Consider the following 17,075-nt stretch of genomic DNA (forward strand, 5'->3'; position numbering starts at 1 on the left):
ACTGAGGATTCCCTGCGCCGAGTATCGGCCTGATTCGCGCGCAACGCAAAGTTCACCGACGGCATAAAAAAAGAGCCGCGGTTCCCCGCGGCTCCTTGTGGTCGCTTCACAGCCGGAAGGCTGGACTCAGACCTGCATCGCCTTGGCAACTTCGGCGGCGTAGTCTTCCACCACCTTCTCGATGCCTTCGCCGACGACCAGCAGCTGGAAACCAGCGACGTCGGCACCGGCGGCCTTGACCACCTGCTCGACGGTCTTGTCGCCGTCCAGCACATAGGCCTGGCCGTACAGGGTCACTTCGCTGACGATCTTGTTGATCTTGCCGCTGATGATCTTTTCCAGGATATCGGCCGGCTTCGACTTGTCCTTCTCGGACATCTTGGCCAGTTCGATTTCCTTTTCCTTCTCGACGAAGTCGGCCGGAACGTCGGCGGCCTTGTTGTGCGGCGGCTTCAGCGCAGCCACGTGCATGGCCAGGCCGCGGGCCAGTTCGGCGTCGCCGCCGACCAGGTCCACCAGGACGCCGACCTTGCCATTGGTGTGGACGTAGGCACCCACGGTGTTGTTGCCGTCGACCTTGGCGATGCGGCGGATCTGGATGTTCTCACCCAGCTTCTGCACGGCCAGGGCGCGGGCTTCTTCGACGGTCTCGCCGGAGGCCAGCTTGGCGGTCTTCAGCGCTTCGACGTCGGCAGCGCCCGATGCCAGGGCGGCAGCGGCAACGGCGTCGACGAAGGTCTTGAAGTTGACGTCGTTGGCGACGAAGTCGGTTTCCGAGTTGACTTCGACCAGCACGGCCTTGCCGCCGTCCTGTGCCAGGCCCAGACGGCCTTCGGCGGCCACGCGGTCAGCCTTCTTGTCGGCCTTGGCAGCGCCGGACTTGCGCAGCAGTTCCGCCGCAGCGTCGATGTCGCCGGCGGCTTCGGTCAGCGCCTTCTTGCATTCCATCATGCCGGCGCCGGTGCGCTCGCGCAGTTCCTTGACCAGGGAAGCAGTGATTTCCACGGGATTACCTCACGAAAGAAAGGGGTTGGGCCGGCATGGTGGCCGGCCCGTATGACATGGTCCTGTCACGCGCCGAGGGCGGCATGCAGGAGGGGTGGGCGCTGGGGCCCACCCCGGGGCCTGGATCAGGCCTGGGCTTCGTCGCCCTTCTTGGCGGTCTTCTTGGCCGGAGCGCGACGGGCCGGCTTCTCTTCGCCTTCAGCGGCGGCTTCAGCGAACTCTTCCTCGCGCACCGAGGCGGCGTGCGGAGCAGCGGCCTTGCCTTCCAGCACGGCGTCGGCGGCGGCGCGGGCGTACAGCTGCACGGCGCGGATGGCGTCGTCGTTGCCCGGGATGGCGTAATCGACCAGCTCCGGGTTGTAGTTGGTATCAACCACGGCGATCACCGGGATGCCGAGCTTCTTGGCTTCCTTGATGGCGATGTCTTCGTGGCCGATGTCGATGACGAAGATGGCGTCCGGCAGACGGTTCATGTCCTTGATGCCGCCCAGCGAGGCTTCCAGCTTGTCGCGCTCGCGACGCAGGCCCAGCACTTCGTGCTTGACCAGCTTCTCGAAGGTGCCGTCGGTTTCACCGGCTTCCAGTTCCTTCAGGCGGGCAACCGACTGCTTGACGGTACGGAAGTTGGTCAGGGTGCCGCCCAGCCAACGCTGGTTCATGAACGGCATGCCGCAACGCTCGGCTTCTTCCTTGATGGTTTCGCGGGCGCTGCGCTTGGTGCCCAGGAACAGGACGGTGCCGCGCTTCTGGGCAACCGACGAGATGAAGTTCATCGCGTCGTTGAACAGCGGGACGGTCTTTTCCAGGTTGATGATGTGGATCTTGCCGCGGGCGCCGAAGATGTACGGAGCCATCTTCGGGTTCCAGTAGCGGGTCTGGTGGCCGAAGTGGACGCCGGCTTCCAGCATCTGACGCATGGTGACCTGGGGCATTGCAGTACTCCTGATATGGAACCAGCGATTCCGCCCGCGGGACAGGTATGCGGGACGCGTGGAAGCGCGATCGGTTCCGGGGTTGGGCTTCCCTGTTGCCTCCGTGGCCGAACTCCTTGCGGAGCACCCCGGCACGGATGGGGGCAGCAGGTGTGGATTCACCGGTGACGTCCGGTGTGGACGGGGTCCGGCGCACAGGGCGGCAGGACATCCCGGCGATTATAGCCCGGCGGGCGGGTTCACCGCAATTGACGGGTCCCATGCGTCCAGAACGACCTCCCGGCCGTCCTGCAGGCGGGCCCGGAAGCGGCCGCCGAGATAGCCGTCGCGGCGTGCCGGCAACGTCCAGCGCCTTTCCCGTCCTGCCAGCACATAGCCGGCCAAGCCCGGCAGCAGCACGCTGCGATGGCCGCCGGCGGACTCGAATGAAAGCCCGTCCAGGCGCGCATGCAGGCGGCCCGGGTTGTCCAGTCGCAGATGAGTCTGCGACCCGTTGGATTCGACGCGGGCACGCACGGCCGGGCGCACTGACGACGCAGCCGCACCCTGGAACAGCGGCAGCGAGTAGCGTGGCAGGCTGCTTCTGCCGGGGGCGAGCACGATACGGTAGGCCTGCTCGGCGGCGACCGGGACGGCGCTGCGGGGCAGCAGCCAGACCCGCTGGCGGGCGCCGGGCGCCAGATCCAGTCGGGTCGGACTGGCCAGGATGCGGTCGCTCGGCTGCAGCCGTTCGGCGTCCAGCTGCTGCTCCCACGCCAGGATCTGCACCTCGCCCTGCCAGCGCTCGGGGCCGGGGTTGTGCAGCCAGAGTTCGGTGCGGCCCCCTTCGGCGGGCAGCTGCAGGGTCGTGGGCAGCAGGTCCAGTGCGGCGGCAGGCAGCCCCGGCAGCAGCAGGAACAGGGCAAGGAGTGCGCGCATCGGCATCAGTAGATGAATGTCGGCATCAGTAGATGAATGTCGGCATCAGTAGATGAATGTCGGCGCGGTGGAAGCGTCGTCGGTGGGCGAGGCTGGCGCGGGGGCGAGTTCACGCAGCTGTGCCGGCAGCTGCGGGGCATCGCTGCGCTGGTGCGGAACGGCACACGCGCGGCCGCCGGCATCGCCCTGGCAGGCTTCCACTACGACCAGGCGCACCTGCACCGGGGCTGCCGGCTCGGCCCATGCCAGGGGGGCGGCGAGCATCATCGCCAGGATCGGAACTGCGCGAACCACCTGTCATCCACCGTGCCGGGATACCTGCTGGACGCTATCGGCCGGGCGCGCCGGATCTGTAGGGGCAGGTGCTCGCGGCACCGGTCAGTAGGTGATCGTCACCTGCACCACATCGTTGTAGGTACCTGCCGGCGGCTGGCCGGTGACCGGCGGCACCCGGCCGTAGATCGTCAGCTGCTGCGCACTGCCGGTACCGGTTCCGCTGGCGGTATCGACCGTGAGCGTGTTGCCCCAGCGCTGGTTGCGTGCGCTGTCGCGGTACAGTTCATAGGCCAGGTAGTAACTGCTGCCCCCGATGGTGGTGCGCATGCGCCGGGTCGGGGTGGCCGGGGGATTGTTCTGGCCGTTGTCCAGGCCGATCTGGAATGCCGTGTTCTTCAGGCAGGTCAGGGTCAGGGTGGCGGTCCGGTCGATGTTGCTGGTGATGCTGCCGGTGACGTTGCCGAAGTCCAGAGGGGTGGTGAGGTAGCTGCCGCACTGTGGCAGCACGGTCGCGGTCGCGATGAAGCTGAAGGCCGCGCTGGCGCTGTTGGTACCGGTGGCGCCGCCGTTGCAGGTGGCCGGTACGGTGGCGTTGCCGAGCAGCACTTCGTTCCAGGCCCAGGTCAGCACCACGTCGGCGCCGCTGAAGGTGCTGCTGTAGTTGCCCGCGGCCAGCACCTGGTTGGCCGGGATCTGTGCGAACAGCTGGGTGGACTGCGCGCCGCTGCCGCCGACCACCAGCGGCACGTTGTAGGTCATGGTCAGCTCCTGCGCTGGCGGCGTACCGCGGGGAACCAGGCCGGTGACCTGGCTGTAGCCGGCATTGTTGTAGAGCTGGAAGTTCAGGGTGTCGGGAGGGGTGCCGGTACTGGTGCGCAGGGTCCGCCAGGTGCTGCTGCTGCCACCGCCGCTGCCGGCACCGATGCCCACGCACACGCGCACGCCGGTAGTGGCCAGCAGGCTCAGCGCCGCCGTCGTGCAGGTGACGGTGATGTTCAGCGTGGCCGAGGTGGGCCCGGGGGCATTGCTGTTGACGTTGCCGAACGGCAGGGTGGGGTTGGCGGTGGCCGTGCACACCGCCGCCGCGTGCGCCGGTGTGGCGGCCAGCAGGCCGAGCACGAGCAGCAGGCCGAGCAGGGGCACCTTCATGGCGCCACCTCGGGAATGCACGGTACCGGTGCCGGGCGGGGCCGGGCGCCGCTGGCAGCCACTTCCGGTGTGGCCGGCACCTTCACCCGGCACTGGCTGCGGCTGGTGGTGATGTACAGCACGCTGCCCGGCGCCACGTCCTCCAGGTACAGCAGGCCGTCGTAGCCTACGGTGGCCTGGCGACCCTGCGGCAGCTGCACTTCGCTGCCCACCTCCAGCGGTTGTCCGGCCATGTCCTGCAGGACCAGGGTCAGCGACGGCCGCGAGCGCAGATGGAACGTCACGCCGGTGCCGGCGCGCTGGCGGGGTGTCACCCAGTCCTCGACGCGGTCGGCGCGCATGTCCGCCGGCAGGTCGAGAGTGTCGATGGAGACCCGGTTGCGCTGCCACGACAGCAGGGGGCTGACCAGCAGCAGGCCACGGTCGTCGGTGACGCCGATCAGGCGGTTTTCCAGCCGTACCGGGACACCGGCGACGCCGCTGGTGCTGACCACCGCGAAGGCGTCGGAGACCTCGCGGGTAGCAAAGGTGTGCCCGTCCATCCACACCAGGCTGCCGCTGGCGCTGGCATAGGCGTAGTCAATGCCGGCCTGGCGCGATGCGCCGAGCGCGTAGCGCCCCACGTCGTTGAGGATGCCGACCTCGGCCAGGCCGCCTGTGCCCTCGTCACCCCCGCGCACCTGCGCGCGCCAGCCGATGCCGCCGGCACTGCCATCGCCGGGGACCGGCTGGGTGATGTCGGCCACCCAGGCCTGGCTGTCGCCGTTGCGCTGGCTGGAGAGGCTGGCCTGGCGGTTGTTGCCGAGGCTGGCGCTCACTGACAGGTAGATGTTGCGGTCGTCACTGCTGTCCAGGTTCTGGTTGACCGAGAGGTAGGCCGACCAGCGCTGGCTCCAGGTGCGCGACCAGAACAGGCTGGCATAGCGGTTGTCGTCGCCATCGGGGTAGCGCAGCCGCAGGTAGCTTGCGCTCAGCGTTCCCAGCCCCAGCAGATCGAGACCGGCAGTGGCCTGTTCGCTGATGCGCGGGGGCAGATTGTCCTGCAGCGCGCCGAGATCACGGTAGTCGCCGTGGGTGCGTACGCTGCGCACATTGAAATTGAAGCGGCGGTTGTTCCAGCTGTAGCCCAGTGCCCATTGGCCGCCCTGCAGGCCCTGCAGGCGGCTGTGCGCGTAGGCGGCATTGAACACGCCGGCCTCGCCCGCCAACCACCAGCCACCGACGCCGGCCTGCAGCAGGCCGCCACCGCCTTCGGCGTGCGCTTCGCCGGTAAAGGTGTCGCTGATGCCACCACGCCAGCTGGCACTGGCCACCGTGCGGCTGTCGTACTCGAAGGAGCGTTCGCCGAACGCTTCGCGCAGTTGTCCGGCACCGACCGACCAGTCCGACAGGCCCTTGGCCAGCAGCTGCTGGGTGCCATAGAAGCTGAAATCCAGCGTCTGCATGCGGCCGAAGGCATCGGTCACCACAACCTGCGCGGTGCCGGTGCCGCTGATGCCCGGCTGTGCCGCCAGCTGGAACGGTCCGACCGGCACCTGGCCGCTGTACTGGCGCAACCCGTCGACGTACAGCTCCACCGTTGACGGCACCACTGCCTCGCCCAGGAAGCCGGGCGTCGGTGTCAGCACGCGGTAGGGCTGCAGCCCGTAGTTGCGTCCGACCTGCACGCCGCCCAGGCGCACCGGCCGGGTCCAGTCGACAAAGCCGCTGTAGAAATCACCGATGTCCAGCGTGGTCGCCGACTCGGGAAAATCCAGTGTCCAGTGCGTATCCAGGCGCACGCTTTCGCTGCGCCAGTGGCGGTCGTCCGGCTGCTGGTAGCGACGGGTGACCGCCGTGTTCTCGAAGGTGCCGCTGCCGACGCCGAACAGGCGCAGTTCCGAGCTCAGGGTAAGGTTGCCGAGTGCTTCGATGCGGCTGCCGTACACGTCGTAGTTGAGCAGCAGCCCCGGCGAGGCACTGCCGGCCGGCGTACGCACCTGCGGGCGGCCGAGCAGGGTGGTGGGCAGGGTGAGCTGGTCCAGCGGCACATCCAGCGCCAGTGTCTGCAGCTGGGCGTCGTAGCGCGCGACCACGCCGCTGATCTGATCCAGAAACACCGGTGCATCGCCGGTGGCGCTGAAGCCGAGCTGGCGCAGCACCTCCGGGCTGGCCTGCAGGCGGCCACGTGCTTCAGTGAAGGGCAGCAGGCCGCGCGGCGTGCTGTTCAGCGAGACGTCCAGGTACAGCGTCTGGCCGGCCGTCAGCGGTGTCGGGGGAGGCAGCAGGGCATCGGCGGAGACGCCGGAGATGCCGGACACGTCGGCGGCCGGAGCCGCGGGAACCCACGCGGCAGCGAGCACCGTGCCCACCACCGCCTCAGCGAGCCGGTGGCGGCGATAGCGGTGTCTGCGTCGACTCGCCATTGATCTTGGCCGTGATCTGGTCGTTGTCCCGGTCGACCGCCGTGCGCTCCACGGGCCAGCGCATCACCTGGCCGGGCAGCACATAGCCCAGCAGGCCGGGGTGGACGATACGCGGGCGTTCGACACTGCCCAGCGCCAGGTCGGCGATCTGCGCGTAGCTGTCGCCGGAATTGCCGATCTCGACGCCGCTGCGACCGTCGTCCAGCCGTAGCAGGCGTGCCTGCAGGCGCGGCGCCGGCGTGCCCCCGGCCGGCTGGATGAACACCGGGATCGAATAGCGCAGCACGAACTGCATGCCGCTGGCGCGGGTGGCCAGGTCCGGCACTTCGTCGACGATCAGGCGGTAATGCTGCTGGGAGGCCGGTGCCTCGCTGTCCGTGCGCATCACCCGCACCAGCTGCTGCTGGCCTGCGGCCAGTTCCTGCATCGGTGGAGTTGCCAGCAGCCCATCGGCAGGCAGCAGCTGCTCCCTGCCATCCTGCTGGACCCAGCGGAACACCCGCACCTGCAGCTTCACCGGCGCGGTCCCGCTGTTGGTCAGCCACAGCTCGGCGGCACGCTGGCGGGGCTCCAGCTGCAGGGTGGTGGGCGCGACCTGCAGGCTGGTGGCGGCGGAGGTGGCCACGGCGCTGGCCAGCAGGCAGGCGAGCAACGCCACGCCGGCGGCGCGCCACAGGCGGGGTCGGGACATGGAGGCGTGCTCCATCAATAAGTAATCGTGGCGGTGATCGTGTCCAGGTAGTTGCCGGCGGCCGCGTTGTTGGTGCTCAGGTTCAGGATCTGGCCGTAGACGATGTAGGGGACCGCCAGGCCCGTGCCGATGCCGGCCTGGGTATTGGTGCCGGTCGTCGACCCCCAGACCAGGCTGTGTGCCGCGTCGCGGTACAGCTGGTAACCGACGTAGTTGTTGGCGGTCACCGCCGCGTCGGTGTTCTTCATGCGCCGGGTGGTGACGTCGCCGGCCGTACCGGCGTTCGCACCCGCGTTCAGCGCGATCGTATACGGGGTCAGCGCAGAGCACTGGGCGGTCACCGTGCCCTGGCCAAGGGTAGGTATCGCGGTGGTCGATGCGGCGGTACCGAAGTCGACGTTGGTGGCGGCCGCGGCCGTGATCGTGCAGGCCTTGGTGACCACGAGGGTGACGTTGAAGGTGGTGGTATCGGCCGCCAGCGCCGGGCCGGCCAGCAGCAGCGCGGTCATGGCCCCGGCAAGGGAGGAGCGCAGTGGGATTCGCATGGACAACCTCCTTGACCCGAAGGTCCGTTGAACAAGGCGAAGGCGGCACGTTCGGGGCCGCTTCGGCGACGCTGGCGCCAGCTTAGGACCGCCAAGTGTCTGTAATCCGTGATAAACAGGGGCTGCGGAATGTGGGCGCGATCACGCTTTCGCTCGCCTTGCCGGAACTGTGCATGGCCGGGAACGTCCAGTTGGGTGGCGTTCGTTCAGATTGCGGCCGGATCGGCGATAATGGGCGCCATGAGCGTGAATCTGAAAACCCCGCAGGAAATCGAGATGATGCGCATTGCCGGCCGCCTGGCCAGCGAAGTGCTGGACATCGTCACCCCCCACGTCAAGCCCGGTGTCACCACCGAGGAACTGGACCGCATCTGCCATGACCATATCGTCAACGTGCAGGGCGCCATTCCGGCCAACGTCGGCTACCGCGGCTTCCCCAAGACCGTGTGCACCTCGGTCAACAATGTCATCTGCCACGGCATCCCGAGCGAAGGCAAGGTGCTCAAGGACGGCGACATCGTCAACATCGACGTGACCGTCATCAAGGATGGCTGGCACGGCGATACCAGTCGCATGTACTTCGTCGGCACACCGTCGGTGATGGCGCGCCGCCTGGTGGAGACCACCTACGAAGCGATGTGGCGCGGCATCCGCGCGGTACGTCCGGGGGCGACCCTGGGCGACATCGGCCACGCGATCCAGAGCTATGCCGAAGGCGAGCGCTTCAGCGTGGTGCGCGAGTACTGCGGCCACGGCATCGGCAAGGTCTATCACGACGAGCCGCAGGTGGTGCATTACGGTCGCCCGGGGCAGGGCCTGGTGCTGCAGCCGGGCATGACCTTCACCATCGAGCCGATGATCAACGAGGGCACCCGCTACAACAAGGTGCTGCCGGATGGCTGGACCGTGGTGACCAAGGACCGCAAGCTGTCGGCGCAGTGGGAGCACATGATCGCGGTCACCGAGACCGGCGTTGACGTGCTGACCCTGTCGCCGGGCGAATCGCAGGTCTCCTGAGGATGCTGCCGGCGAGTTCGCTGCTGGACACGCCGGCCGCGTCGCTCAACGACCCGGACTGGGCTTCCGCTGCACGGCAGGCCTTGCAGCAGGCCGATGCGCGGCTGTACCGCCGTTTCGACCAGGGCGACAACATCGAGCGCCTGCTGGCACTGCGCGCGCGCGCGGCCGATCACCTGATCCGGCTGGCGTGGCAGCGCTGCCTGCCGTCCGACAGCGGGCTGTCCCTGTTCGCAGTGGGCGGCTACGGCCGTGGGGAGCTGTTCCCACGGTCTGACATCGATCTGCTGGTGTTCGGCGCGCCGCCAGCGCAGCTCGCCCACGAAGCGGGCCTGGCGCGGTTGTTCGCCCTGCTGTGGGATTGCGGATTGGCGGTCAGCCATGCCGTGCGCTCGGCGGCGCAGTGCCGCGAGGCGGCCGCCGACCAGACCGTGCTGACCGCGCTGATCGAAGCGCGCCCGATCCTGGCCGACGATGCGGCGCGCCGGGCGCTGCGCGAAGCAACCGACGACGACAGCGGACTGTGGCCGGCGCGCACCTTCTTCCTGGCCAAGCTGGAGGAACTGCGCAACCGCCACCAGCGTTTCGGCGATACCGCCGACAACCTCGAGCCCGATCTGAAGGATGGCCCCGGCGGGCTGCGTGATCTCAATACGCTGGGGTGGATGGCGCTGCGCGCGTTCGGCGTTCGCGACCTTGAGGCGCTGGTCGGGCTGGGCCATCTGGGTGCCGACGAAGCCGCGGCGCTCCAGCGGGAGCGCGCGGTGCTGGCGCGCCTGCGCTTCGGCCTGCACCTGGTGGCACGGCGGCCGGAGGAGCGCCTCCGCTTCGATTACCAGAAGACACTGGCCGCGCGGCTGGGTTTTGAGGACGACGCCGAGAACCTGGGCGTCGAGAAGATGATGCAGGGGTTCTATCGCGCCGCTTCGGTGGTGCGCCGGATCAGCGACCGCCTGCTGCAACGCTTCGAGGAGCAGTTCGACGGCGAAGCGCTGCCGGAACCGCTGACCGTGGGTTTCTCGCTGCGCCGCGGCTATCTGGCGGCGAACGAGGCGGCGTGGCCGCGCGGCGACATCGGCCAGGTGTTCGCCCTGTTCGCCGGCTGGGCCAACAACCCGCAGGTGCGTGGCCTGCATTCGCTGACCGCGCGCGCACTGGCCGAGTCGCTGCCGCTGCTGCCCGCCTATGACCAGGCCGATGCCGATGCGCGTGAGCAGTTCATGGCGCTGCTGCGTGGCCAGCGCCCGGTCGACACGCTCTCGCGGATGGCCCGGCTGGGTGTGCTGGGCCAGTGGATTCCCGCGTTCGCCCAGGTCAGCGGGCGCATGCAGTTCGACCTGTTCCACGTCTACACCGTCGATCAGCACACGCTGATGGTTCTGCGCAATATCGGCCAGTTCGCCAGCAGCCGTGCCGACGAGCGCTTCTCGATCGCGCATGAAGTGTGGCCGCGGCTGCGGAAGCCGGAGCTGCTGCTGCTGGCCGGGCTGTTCCATGACATTGCCAAGGGCCGCGGCGGCGATCATTCCGAGCTGGGAGCGGTGGATGCGCGCGCGTTCTGCCAGGCGCATGCGCTCAGTGCCTCGGATACCGAACTGGTGGCGTGGCTGGTCGAACAGCACCTGCGCATGTCGGTGACAGCGCAGAAGCAGGACATCGCCGATCCGGCCGTGATCCATCGTTTCGCAACCCTGGTCGGCAGCCGCGACCGCCTCGACTACCTGTACCTGCTGACCTGCGCCGACATCGCCGGCACCAGCCCCAAGCTGTGGAACGCCTGGAAGGACCGGCTGCTGGCCGATCTGTACTTCGCCACGCGGCGCGCACTGCGCGAGGGCCTGGAGCATCCGGTGCCGGCCGCCGAGCGCGTTGCCGAGGCGCGGGACAGCGTGCGCGCGCTGGTACGCGAACAGGGCTATGACGACGCCACGATCGACCGCCAGTTCGCCGTCATGCCTGATGAAGGCTTCATCCGGCTGCGTCCGGAGCAGCTGGCCTGGCAGGCCGCTGCGCTGGTGCCGGTGAAGCAGGGCCAGGCGCTGGTGAAGGTGCGCCGCATCAGCGTCGACGACCCCGCGCTGGAAGTGTTCGTGCATTCGCCGGATCGCGACGGCCTGTTTGCTGCCATCGTGATGACGCTGGACCGCAAGGGCTACGGCATCCATCGCGCGCGGGTACTGGACGGCCCCGCGGGCACCATCTTCGATACCTTTGAGGTCAGCCCCGCCGATACCTTCGCCGATGGCAGCAGCGCCAACCTGGAAGCTGCGCTGCGCGAGGCGCTGGTCGGTGACCTGGGCCGTCTGCGCCCGTCGCGGCGGGTGGTGCCGCGGCAGCTGCGTCACTTCCGCTTCGTGCCGCGCATCGAGTTCCGCGATGAGCCCGGCGCAACCCGATTCGCCCTGGTCGCACCCGACCGCCCCGGCCTGCTGGCCGACGTGGCGTTCGTGCTGCGCAACCAGGGCCTGCGCGTGCATGACGCGCGCATTGCCACGTTCGGCGAACGCGCCGAAGACACCTTCGTGATCAGTGACGAACACGACCTCCCCCTGACCGAACCCGCCCGGCAGCAGCTGCATGACGCGATGCTGGCCTGCCTGGACCCTGATCGAAACGCCGGAGACCCCACCTGATGGCCACCAAGCCTGCAAAGAAGACCGCCGCGACCGCCAAGAGCGCGGCGGCCCGAAAGACCACTGCCGCGACGGCCGCAAAGAAGACCGTTGCCCCGGTGAAGAAGGTGGCTGCCGCGAAGAAGCCGGCGCCGAAGAAGGCCCCGGCCAAGAGCGCGGAAGCCGCGCGCGCCGAGACCATCGCCCGCAAGTCGCTGCGCAGGCCGGCCGCGCCGGGCGTGGAAGAACTGAAGTTCGGCATCGAAAGCGCCTTCGAGCGCCGCGCGACGCTGACCTTGCATGAACTGGAGGGCTCGACCCGGGTGCTGGTCAACCGCGTGATCGACGGCCTGGAAAGCGGCGAGTTCCGTGTCGCCGAGCCGGACGGGCAGGGGGGCTGGAAAGTCAACGAATGGCTGAAGAAGGCGGTGCTGCTGTACTTCCGTGTCAATGACATGGCGGTGGTCGATGCCCGTCCGGCCCCGTTCTGGGACAAGGTCGAATCGCGCTTTGCCGGATACGATGAAGCAAAGTTCCGTCGTGCCGGGGTACGCGTGGTGCCGGGCGCGATCGCGCGCCGGGGTACCTACTTCGGCAAGGATGTGGTGCTGATGCCGAGCTTCACCAACATCGGCGCCCATGTCGGCGAGGGCACGATGGTCGATACCTGGGCCACCGTCGGTTCCTGTGCGCAGATCGGCCAGCATTGCCACCTGTCCGGTGGCGCCGGCATCGGCGGCGTGCTCGAACCGCTGCAGGCCAGCCCGACCATCATCGAAGACCATTGCTTCATCGGCGCGCGTTCGGAAGTGGTGGAGGGCGTAGTGGTCGGCCACCACAGCGTGATCGGCATGGGCGTGTTCCTCAGCCAGAGCACCCGCATCTACAACCGCGCCACCGGCGAGATCACCTACGGCTACATCCCGCCGTACAGCGTGGTGGTGTCGGGCTCGCTGCCGAGCAAGGACGGCACGCACTCGCTGTACTGCGCGGTGATCGTCAAGCAGGTCGATGCCCGCACCCGCAGCAAGACCAGCGTCAACGATCTTCTGCGCGGCCTGGCGGACTGACGATGGCTGCGCCGGACGACCTGGCGCAGTCCGCGATCTACCGGCATCCGTTCGACAACGTGTTCGCGCGGATGCTGCCGCGCCTGCTGCACGCACCGCGCTGGACCCGGCTGCGCCGCGCGCTGTCGCGGCGCTGGCCGATGCCGGCGCTGGCCAGCGATGTGCGCGACGTGGTCTACGCGAGCTGGTGGGTCGATGTGCGTCATGCGCCGTCACCGCCGCCTGGCCATCACTACGTGGTCCATGCCGGTCGTACGCCTTACACCATCCTCAGCTATCGGCACGGTCACTTCGGGCCGGCCCTGGCCGGCCCTCTGCGGGCGCTGATGCCATCGCCGCAGCAGAGCAACTGGCGGTGGTATCTGCGCCGCGACGATGATCCGGACGGCACCCCGGTCGTGCTGTTCGACCGCAACGTGATGGATCAGCTGGCCTTCGTCGCCGGTGCGCGTGCCTTCAGCGATGCCATGCAACCTCATCTCTCCGTGCGCTTCGCACATGTGCTTGAGGCCAATGGCGGCGGCCATACCCTGATCGAAGGTGGCCACGGCAGCGCGCCGGCGCTTCGACTTCAGTGGCAGGTTGCCGCAGGCTGGGACGATGCCACGTGGTCGGCGGCCTTTGGCGGCCATGACGCCCTGCTGCGTTTCCTGACCTGCCAGGACGAGGCCATCGCCCGTACCTGTGACGGGCACTGGGCCAGCACCCGCATCGACCTGCCGGTGGAGCTGACCCATCTGCGGCCGCTGCACCTGCAGGGTACGCTGCAGTGCCCACGCTTGCAGGCGATGGGCGTTGCGCTGCCCGACGGGCTGGCCTTCCACCTGCCACGCGTGCCGTTCCGGGTCGTGTCCGAGCGTCTGTTGTGAGATTCTGACCCTCTGTTTTCCAGCATTGCCGATGGCCATGAGCACCACTGTCTACGGATTGAAGAACTGCGATACCTGCAAGAAGGCGACCAAGTGGCTGGACCGCTTCGGCGTGCCATACACCTTCGTCGACTACCGCGAGACCAAGCCCGGCCCGGAAACGCTGGTCGAGTGGGCCGCGCAGCTGGGCGGCCTGTCCGCAATGGTCAACCGGTCATCGACCACCTGGCGGCAGCTGCCGGACAACCGCAAGGCGGCCGCCTCCGATGCCGAGTGGAAGCTGCTGCTGCGCGAGTACCCGCAGCTGATCAAGCGCCCGCTGGTGGTGACGTCCGACGGCAAGGTCAGCCAGGGATTCAGCGACAACGGGTTCAAGGCGCGCTTCGGCGTGGGTGGCGCGTGAGCGCGGTGCTGGACCTGGCCAGCGAGCTGATCGCACGGCCATCGGTCACGCCGGACGATGCCGGCTGCCAGGCGCTGCTTGCGGCGCGGCTGCAGCGTGCAGGGTTCGACTGCGAGCACCTGCGCCTGGGCGACGTCGACAACCTCTGGGCGACCCATGGCAGCGGTGCGCCGGTGCTGGTCCTGCTGGGCCACACCGACGTGGTGCCACCGGGACCGCGCGAGGCCTGGCAGAGCGATCCGTTCGTCCCGCAGATCCGCGATGGCGTGCTGTACGGCCGTGGCGCGGCCGACATGAAGGGCAGCGTAGCCGCGTTCGTGATCGCGGCCGAGCAGTTCGCCGCAGCCCACCCTCATCATGCGGGAACGCTGGCGGTGCTGCTGACCAGTGACGAGGAGGGCGATGCGATCGACGGCGTGCGCCATGTCGCGCGCCTGTTCGCAGAGCGTGGCCAGCGCATCGACTGGTGCATCACCGGCGAACCCTCGTCGACCGCAACGCTGGGCGATCTGCTCCGCGTCGGCCGCCGCGGCAGCCTGTCGGCGAAGTTGCGCGTGCAGGGTGTGCAGGGCCATGTGGCCTACCCGGAGAAGGCACGCAACCCGATCCACCAGGCGGCGCCGGCGTTGGCCGAACTGAGTGCGCGGCGCTGGGACGAGGGTTACGAGAGCTTTCCGCCGACCAGCCTGCAGATCTCCAACATCCATGCCGGCACCGGTGCCAACAACGTGATTCCGGGCGAGCTGGAAGTGGATTTCAACGTCCGCTACAACCCGCATTGGGATGCGCCGAAACTGGAAGCGGAGATCACCGCGGTGCTGGACCGTCACGGCCTGCAGTACACGCTGAAGTGGCACCGCAGCGGCGAGCCGTTCTACACGCCCGAAGGCACCCTGCGTGCCGCCGCGCGCGCCGTGCTGGCCGATCACATCGGCGGTGCGCCGGAAGAAAGCACCGGTGGCGGAACGTCCGACGCCCGCTTCATCGCGCCCTTGGGCGCGCAGTGCATCGAAGTGGGGCCGGTCAACGCCAGCATTCACCAGGTGGACGAGAACGTGCGTGTGGACGAGCTTGAGGCCCTGCCGGGCCTGTACCTGCGGCTGGTCGAGCGCCTGCTGGTGTGAGGCACGACGCCGGGCATGGCCCGGCGCCGCCCTTGGCCGACGGTAGCCCCGGGCCATGCCCGGCGTACGACGCACCTGGTTGCCAACGCAACTGTTGCGCGGCCCCGGAAACCGGGTTAGGGTCGGGTCATGTCGATCCGCCTGGCCACCGCCGTCAACAACAACCGCAATAATCTGCGCGCGAATAATCGTGCGCGGCCGATGCGGGACTGCGCCCTGGGTAGATAGACAGCAACACACGCCCGGACACCAGAAAACCCGCATCGGCCGATGCGGGTTTTTTTGTGCCCGGGCGCAGCGCTACCCGGGCCTGGATGGCCGGTCGAACACCTTGCCCCTCGTAGAACCAACAACAGGAGTTCCCCCATGTGTTCGATCTTCGCAATCTTCGGCCTGCAGGCCGGTGATGATCTTCCCGCCCTGCGCCGGCATGCGTTGGAGCTGTCGCAGCGGCAGCGTCATCGTGGCCCGGACTGGAGCGGCGTCTACCTTGATGAAGGTGCACTGCTGGTGCACGAGCGGCTGGCCATCGTCGATCCGGCGGGTGGCTCGCAGCCGCTGTTGTCGGCGGACGGTCAGCTGGCGCTGGCGGTCAACGGCGAAATCTACAACCATCAGCTGCTCAAGGCCGCGCTGGCCCACCCCTACGACTTCCAGACCGGCTCGGACTGCGAGGTGATCAACGCGCTGTACCGGCAGGGAGGCTCGCCGTCCCGCTGGCTGGAGCAGCTCAACGGCATCTTCGCCTTCGCGCTGTGGGACCGCGATGCCGGTCGCGTACTGGTGGCGCGCGATCCGGTCGGCGTGGTGCCGCTGTACTGGGGGCACGACGCGCAGGGGCGCCTGCGGGTGGCCTCGGAGATGAAAGCGTTGGTGGATACCTGTGCCGACGTTGCCCAGTTCCCGCCGGGTCATTACTACGACAGTGCCAGTGGCGAACTGGTGCGCTACTACCAGCAGCCCTGGCGCGAGTATGCGGACGTTGAAGGGCGCCAGGCCGATCTGGCCGAGCTGCGACAGGCCTTTGAACATGCGGTGGAACGCCAGCTGATGAGCGACGTGCCGTACGGCGTGCTGCTGTCCGGTGGACTGGATTCGTCGCTGGTGGCCGCCGTCGCCGCCCGCTATGCCCGCCGCCGCATCGAGGATGGCGGCCAGAGCGAAGCCTGGTGGCCGCGCCTGCATTCGTTCGCGATCGGGCTGAAGGGATCACCCGATCTGGCCGCCGCCGCCGTCGCCGCCGAAGCGCTGGGCACCGTGCACCACGGCTTCGAGTACACCTTCGAGGAAGGCCTCGACGTGCTCCCCGAGGTGATCCGCCATATCGAAACCTACGATGTCACCACCATCCGCGCGTCCACGCCGATGTTCCTGCTGGCACGACGGATCAAGGCGATGGGGGTGAAGATGGTGTTGTCCGGCGAAGGCAGCGACGAGATCTTCGGCGGCTACCTGTACTTCCACAAGGCACCGGACGCGCGCGAATTCCACCAGGAGCTGGTGCGCAAGCTCGATGCCCTGCACAACTACGATTGCCTGCGTGCCAACAAGTCGATGATGGCCTGGGGCGTGGAGCCTCGCGTGCCGTTCCTGGACCGCGACTTCCTCGATGTGGCGATGCGCATCGACGCCGCGCACAAGATGGTCGGCAGCGGCTTCGGCGGTCGCCGTATCGAAAAGGCGGTGTTGCGTGAAGCGTTCGATGGCTATCTGCCGGACAGCATCCTGTGGCGCCAGAAGGAGCAGTTCAGCGATGGCGTCGGCTATGGCTGGATCGATGGATTGAAGGCGCACGCCGAGGCGCAGGTCAGCGACCGGGTACTGGCCGCCGCCGACAAGCGCTTCCCGCACAACCCGCCGCAGACCAAGGAGGCGTACTACTATCGCCACCTGTTCGAACAGTTCTTCCCGAGCAGGGCCGCGGCCGAAACGGTCCCGGGTGGAAAATCGATCGCCTGTTCCTCACCGGCCGCGATTGCCTGGGACGCGAGTTTCGCCGCAGCGGCCGATCCGTCCGGCCGGGCGATTGCCGGGGTACACGAGCAGGCCCTGGCGTGAC

The 17,075-nt window shown here is 68.2% G+C and carries 15 protein-coding genes; 7 read left to right on the forward strand and 8 right to left on the reverse strand.

What is annotated here, in order from left to right; genetic code table 11:
- Positions 1–126: 126 nt before the first annotated feature.
- The 8 genes from tsf to AC5P5M_RS08150 all read right to left on the reverse strand — a co-directional run bounded on the left by tsf (position 127) and on the right by AC5P5M_RS08150 (position 7,921).
- Entirely contained in the window at positions 127–1,005 is an 879-nt protein-coding gene (tsf, locus tag AC5P5M_RS08115; protein ID WP_053518318.1) for a translation elongation factor Ts, read from the reverse strand.
- Between the two features lie 125 nt (positions 1,006–1,130).
- A complete protein-coding gene (gene rpsB, locus AC5P5M_RS08120; RefSeq protein WP_053518321.1) occupies positions 1,131–1,937 on the reverse strand; it encodes a 30S ribosomal protein S2 in 807 nt (268 codons plus the stop codon).
- A gap of 219 nt (positions 1,938–2,156) precedes the next feature.
- Positions 2,157–2,855, reverse strand: a complete 699-nt coding sequence (locus tag AC5P5M_RS08125; RefSeq protein WP_065181383.1) for a fimbrial biogenesis chaperone — start codon at positions 2,853–2,855, stop codon at positions 2,157–2,159.
- A gap of 45 nt (positions 2,856–2,900) precedes the next feature.
- Positions 2,901–3,149 carry a hypothetical protein gene (locus tag AC5P5M_RS08130; RefSeq protein ID WP_481526305.1) on the reverse strand — a complete coding sequence of 83 codons (249 nt, stop codon included), beginning with the start codon at positions 3,147–3,149 and terminating at the stop codon, positions 2,901–2,903.
- An 84-nt stretch (positions 3,150–3,233) separates the two neighbouring features.
- Positions 3,234–4,280 carry a Csu type fimbrial protein gene (locus AC5P5M_RS08135; RefSeq protein ID WP_065174699.1) on the reverse strand — a complete coding sequence of 349 codons (1,047 nt, stop codon included), beginning with the start codon at positions 4,278–4,280 and terminating at the stop codon, positions 3,234–3,236.
- The gene (locus AC5P5M_RS08140; protein ID WP_495205746.1) at positions 4,277–6,631 is read right to left on the reverse strand and encodes a fimbria/pilus outer membrane usher protein; all 2,355 of its coding nucleotides are present in this window, start codon (positions 6,629–6,631) and stop codon (positions 4,277–4,279) included. The genes AC5P5M_RS08135 and AC5P5M_RS08140 overlap by 4 nt, the downstream gene beginning before the upstream one ends.
- A 7-nt stretch (positions 6,632–6,638) precedes the next feature.
- Entirely contained in the window at positions 6,639–7,391 is a 753-nt protein-coding gene (locus AC5P5M_RS08145) for a fimbrial biogenesis chaperone (RefSeq protein WP_495205747.1), read from the reverse strand.
- Positions 7,391–7,921 (reverse strand): Csu type fimbrial protein, encoded by a 531-nt coding sequence (locus AC5P5M_RS08150; RefSeq protein WP_053518329.1) that lies wholly within the window; start codon positions 7,919–7,921, stop codon positions 7,391–7,393. Before AC5P5M_RS08150 ends, AC5P5M_RS08145 begins: the two co-directional genes overlap by 1 nt.
- 240 nt (positions 7,922–8,161) lie before the next feature.
- Here AC5P5M_RS08150 and map point away from each other — a divergent pair, with 240 nt between their 5' ends.
- The 7 genes from map to asnB all read left to right on the forward strand — a co-directional run bounded on the left by map (position 8,162) and on the right by asnB (position 17,074).
- Positions 8,162–8,938, forward strand: coding sequence for a type I methionyl aminopeptidase (map, locus tag AC5P5M_RS08155; RefSeq protein WP_111185881.1), 777 nt, complete (start codon positions 8,162–8,164; stop codon positions 8,936–8,938).
- 20 nt (positions 8,939–8,958) lie between these two features.
- Positions 8,959–11,571, forward strand: a complete 2,613-nt coding sequence (locus tag AC5P5M_RS08160; protein WP_495205857.1) for a [protein-PII] uridylyltransferase — start codon at positions 8,959–8,961, stop codon at positions 11,569–11,571.
- Positions 11,571–12,620, forward strand: a complete 1,050-nt coding sequence (dapD, locus tag AC5P5M_RS08165; RefSeq protein ID WP_053518332.1) for a 2,3,4,5-tetrahydropyridine-2,6-dicarboxylate N-succinyltransferase — start codon at positions 11,571–11,573, stop codon at positions 12,618–12,620. Before AC5P5M_RS08160 ends, dapD begins: the two co-directional genes overlap by 1 nt.
- Before the next feature lie 2 nt (positions 12,621–12,622).
- A complete protein-coding gene (locus AC5P5M_RS08170) occupies positions 12,623–13,489 on the forward strand; it encodes a hypothetical protein (protein WP_495205748.1) in 867 nt (288 codons plus the stop codon).
- Between the two features lie 31 nt (positions 13,490–13,520).
- Positions 13,521–13,892 (forward strand): arsenate reductase, encoded by a 372-nt coding sequence (locus tag AC5P5M_RS08175; RefSeq protein ID WP_180875666.1) that lies wholly within the window; start codon positions 13,521–13,523, stop codon positions 13,890–13,892.
- On the forward strand, positions 13,889–15,016 hold the full coding sequence (gene dapE, locus AC5P5M_RS08180; protein ID WP_461290230.1) for a succinyl-diaminopimelate desuccinylase: 1,128 nt from the start codon (positions 13,889–13,891) through the stop codon (positions 15,014–15,016). Before AC5P5M_RS08175 ends, dapE begins: the two co-directional genes overlap by 4 nt.
- 366 nt (positions 15,017–15,382) lie before the next feature.
- A complete protein-coding gene (gene asnB, locus AC5P5M_RS08185) occupies positions 15,383–17,074 on the forward strand; it encodes an asparagine synthase B (RefSeq protein ID WP_053518338.1) in 1,692 nt (563 codons plus the stop codon).
- Position 17,075: the final 1 nt, after the last annotated feature.

The sequence above is a fragment of the Stenotrophomonas sp. YJH_SMC_106-19 genome (genome assembly GCF_059368375.1).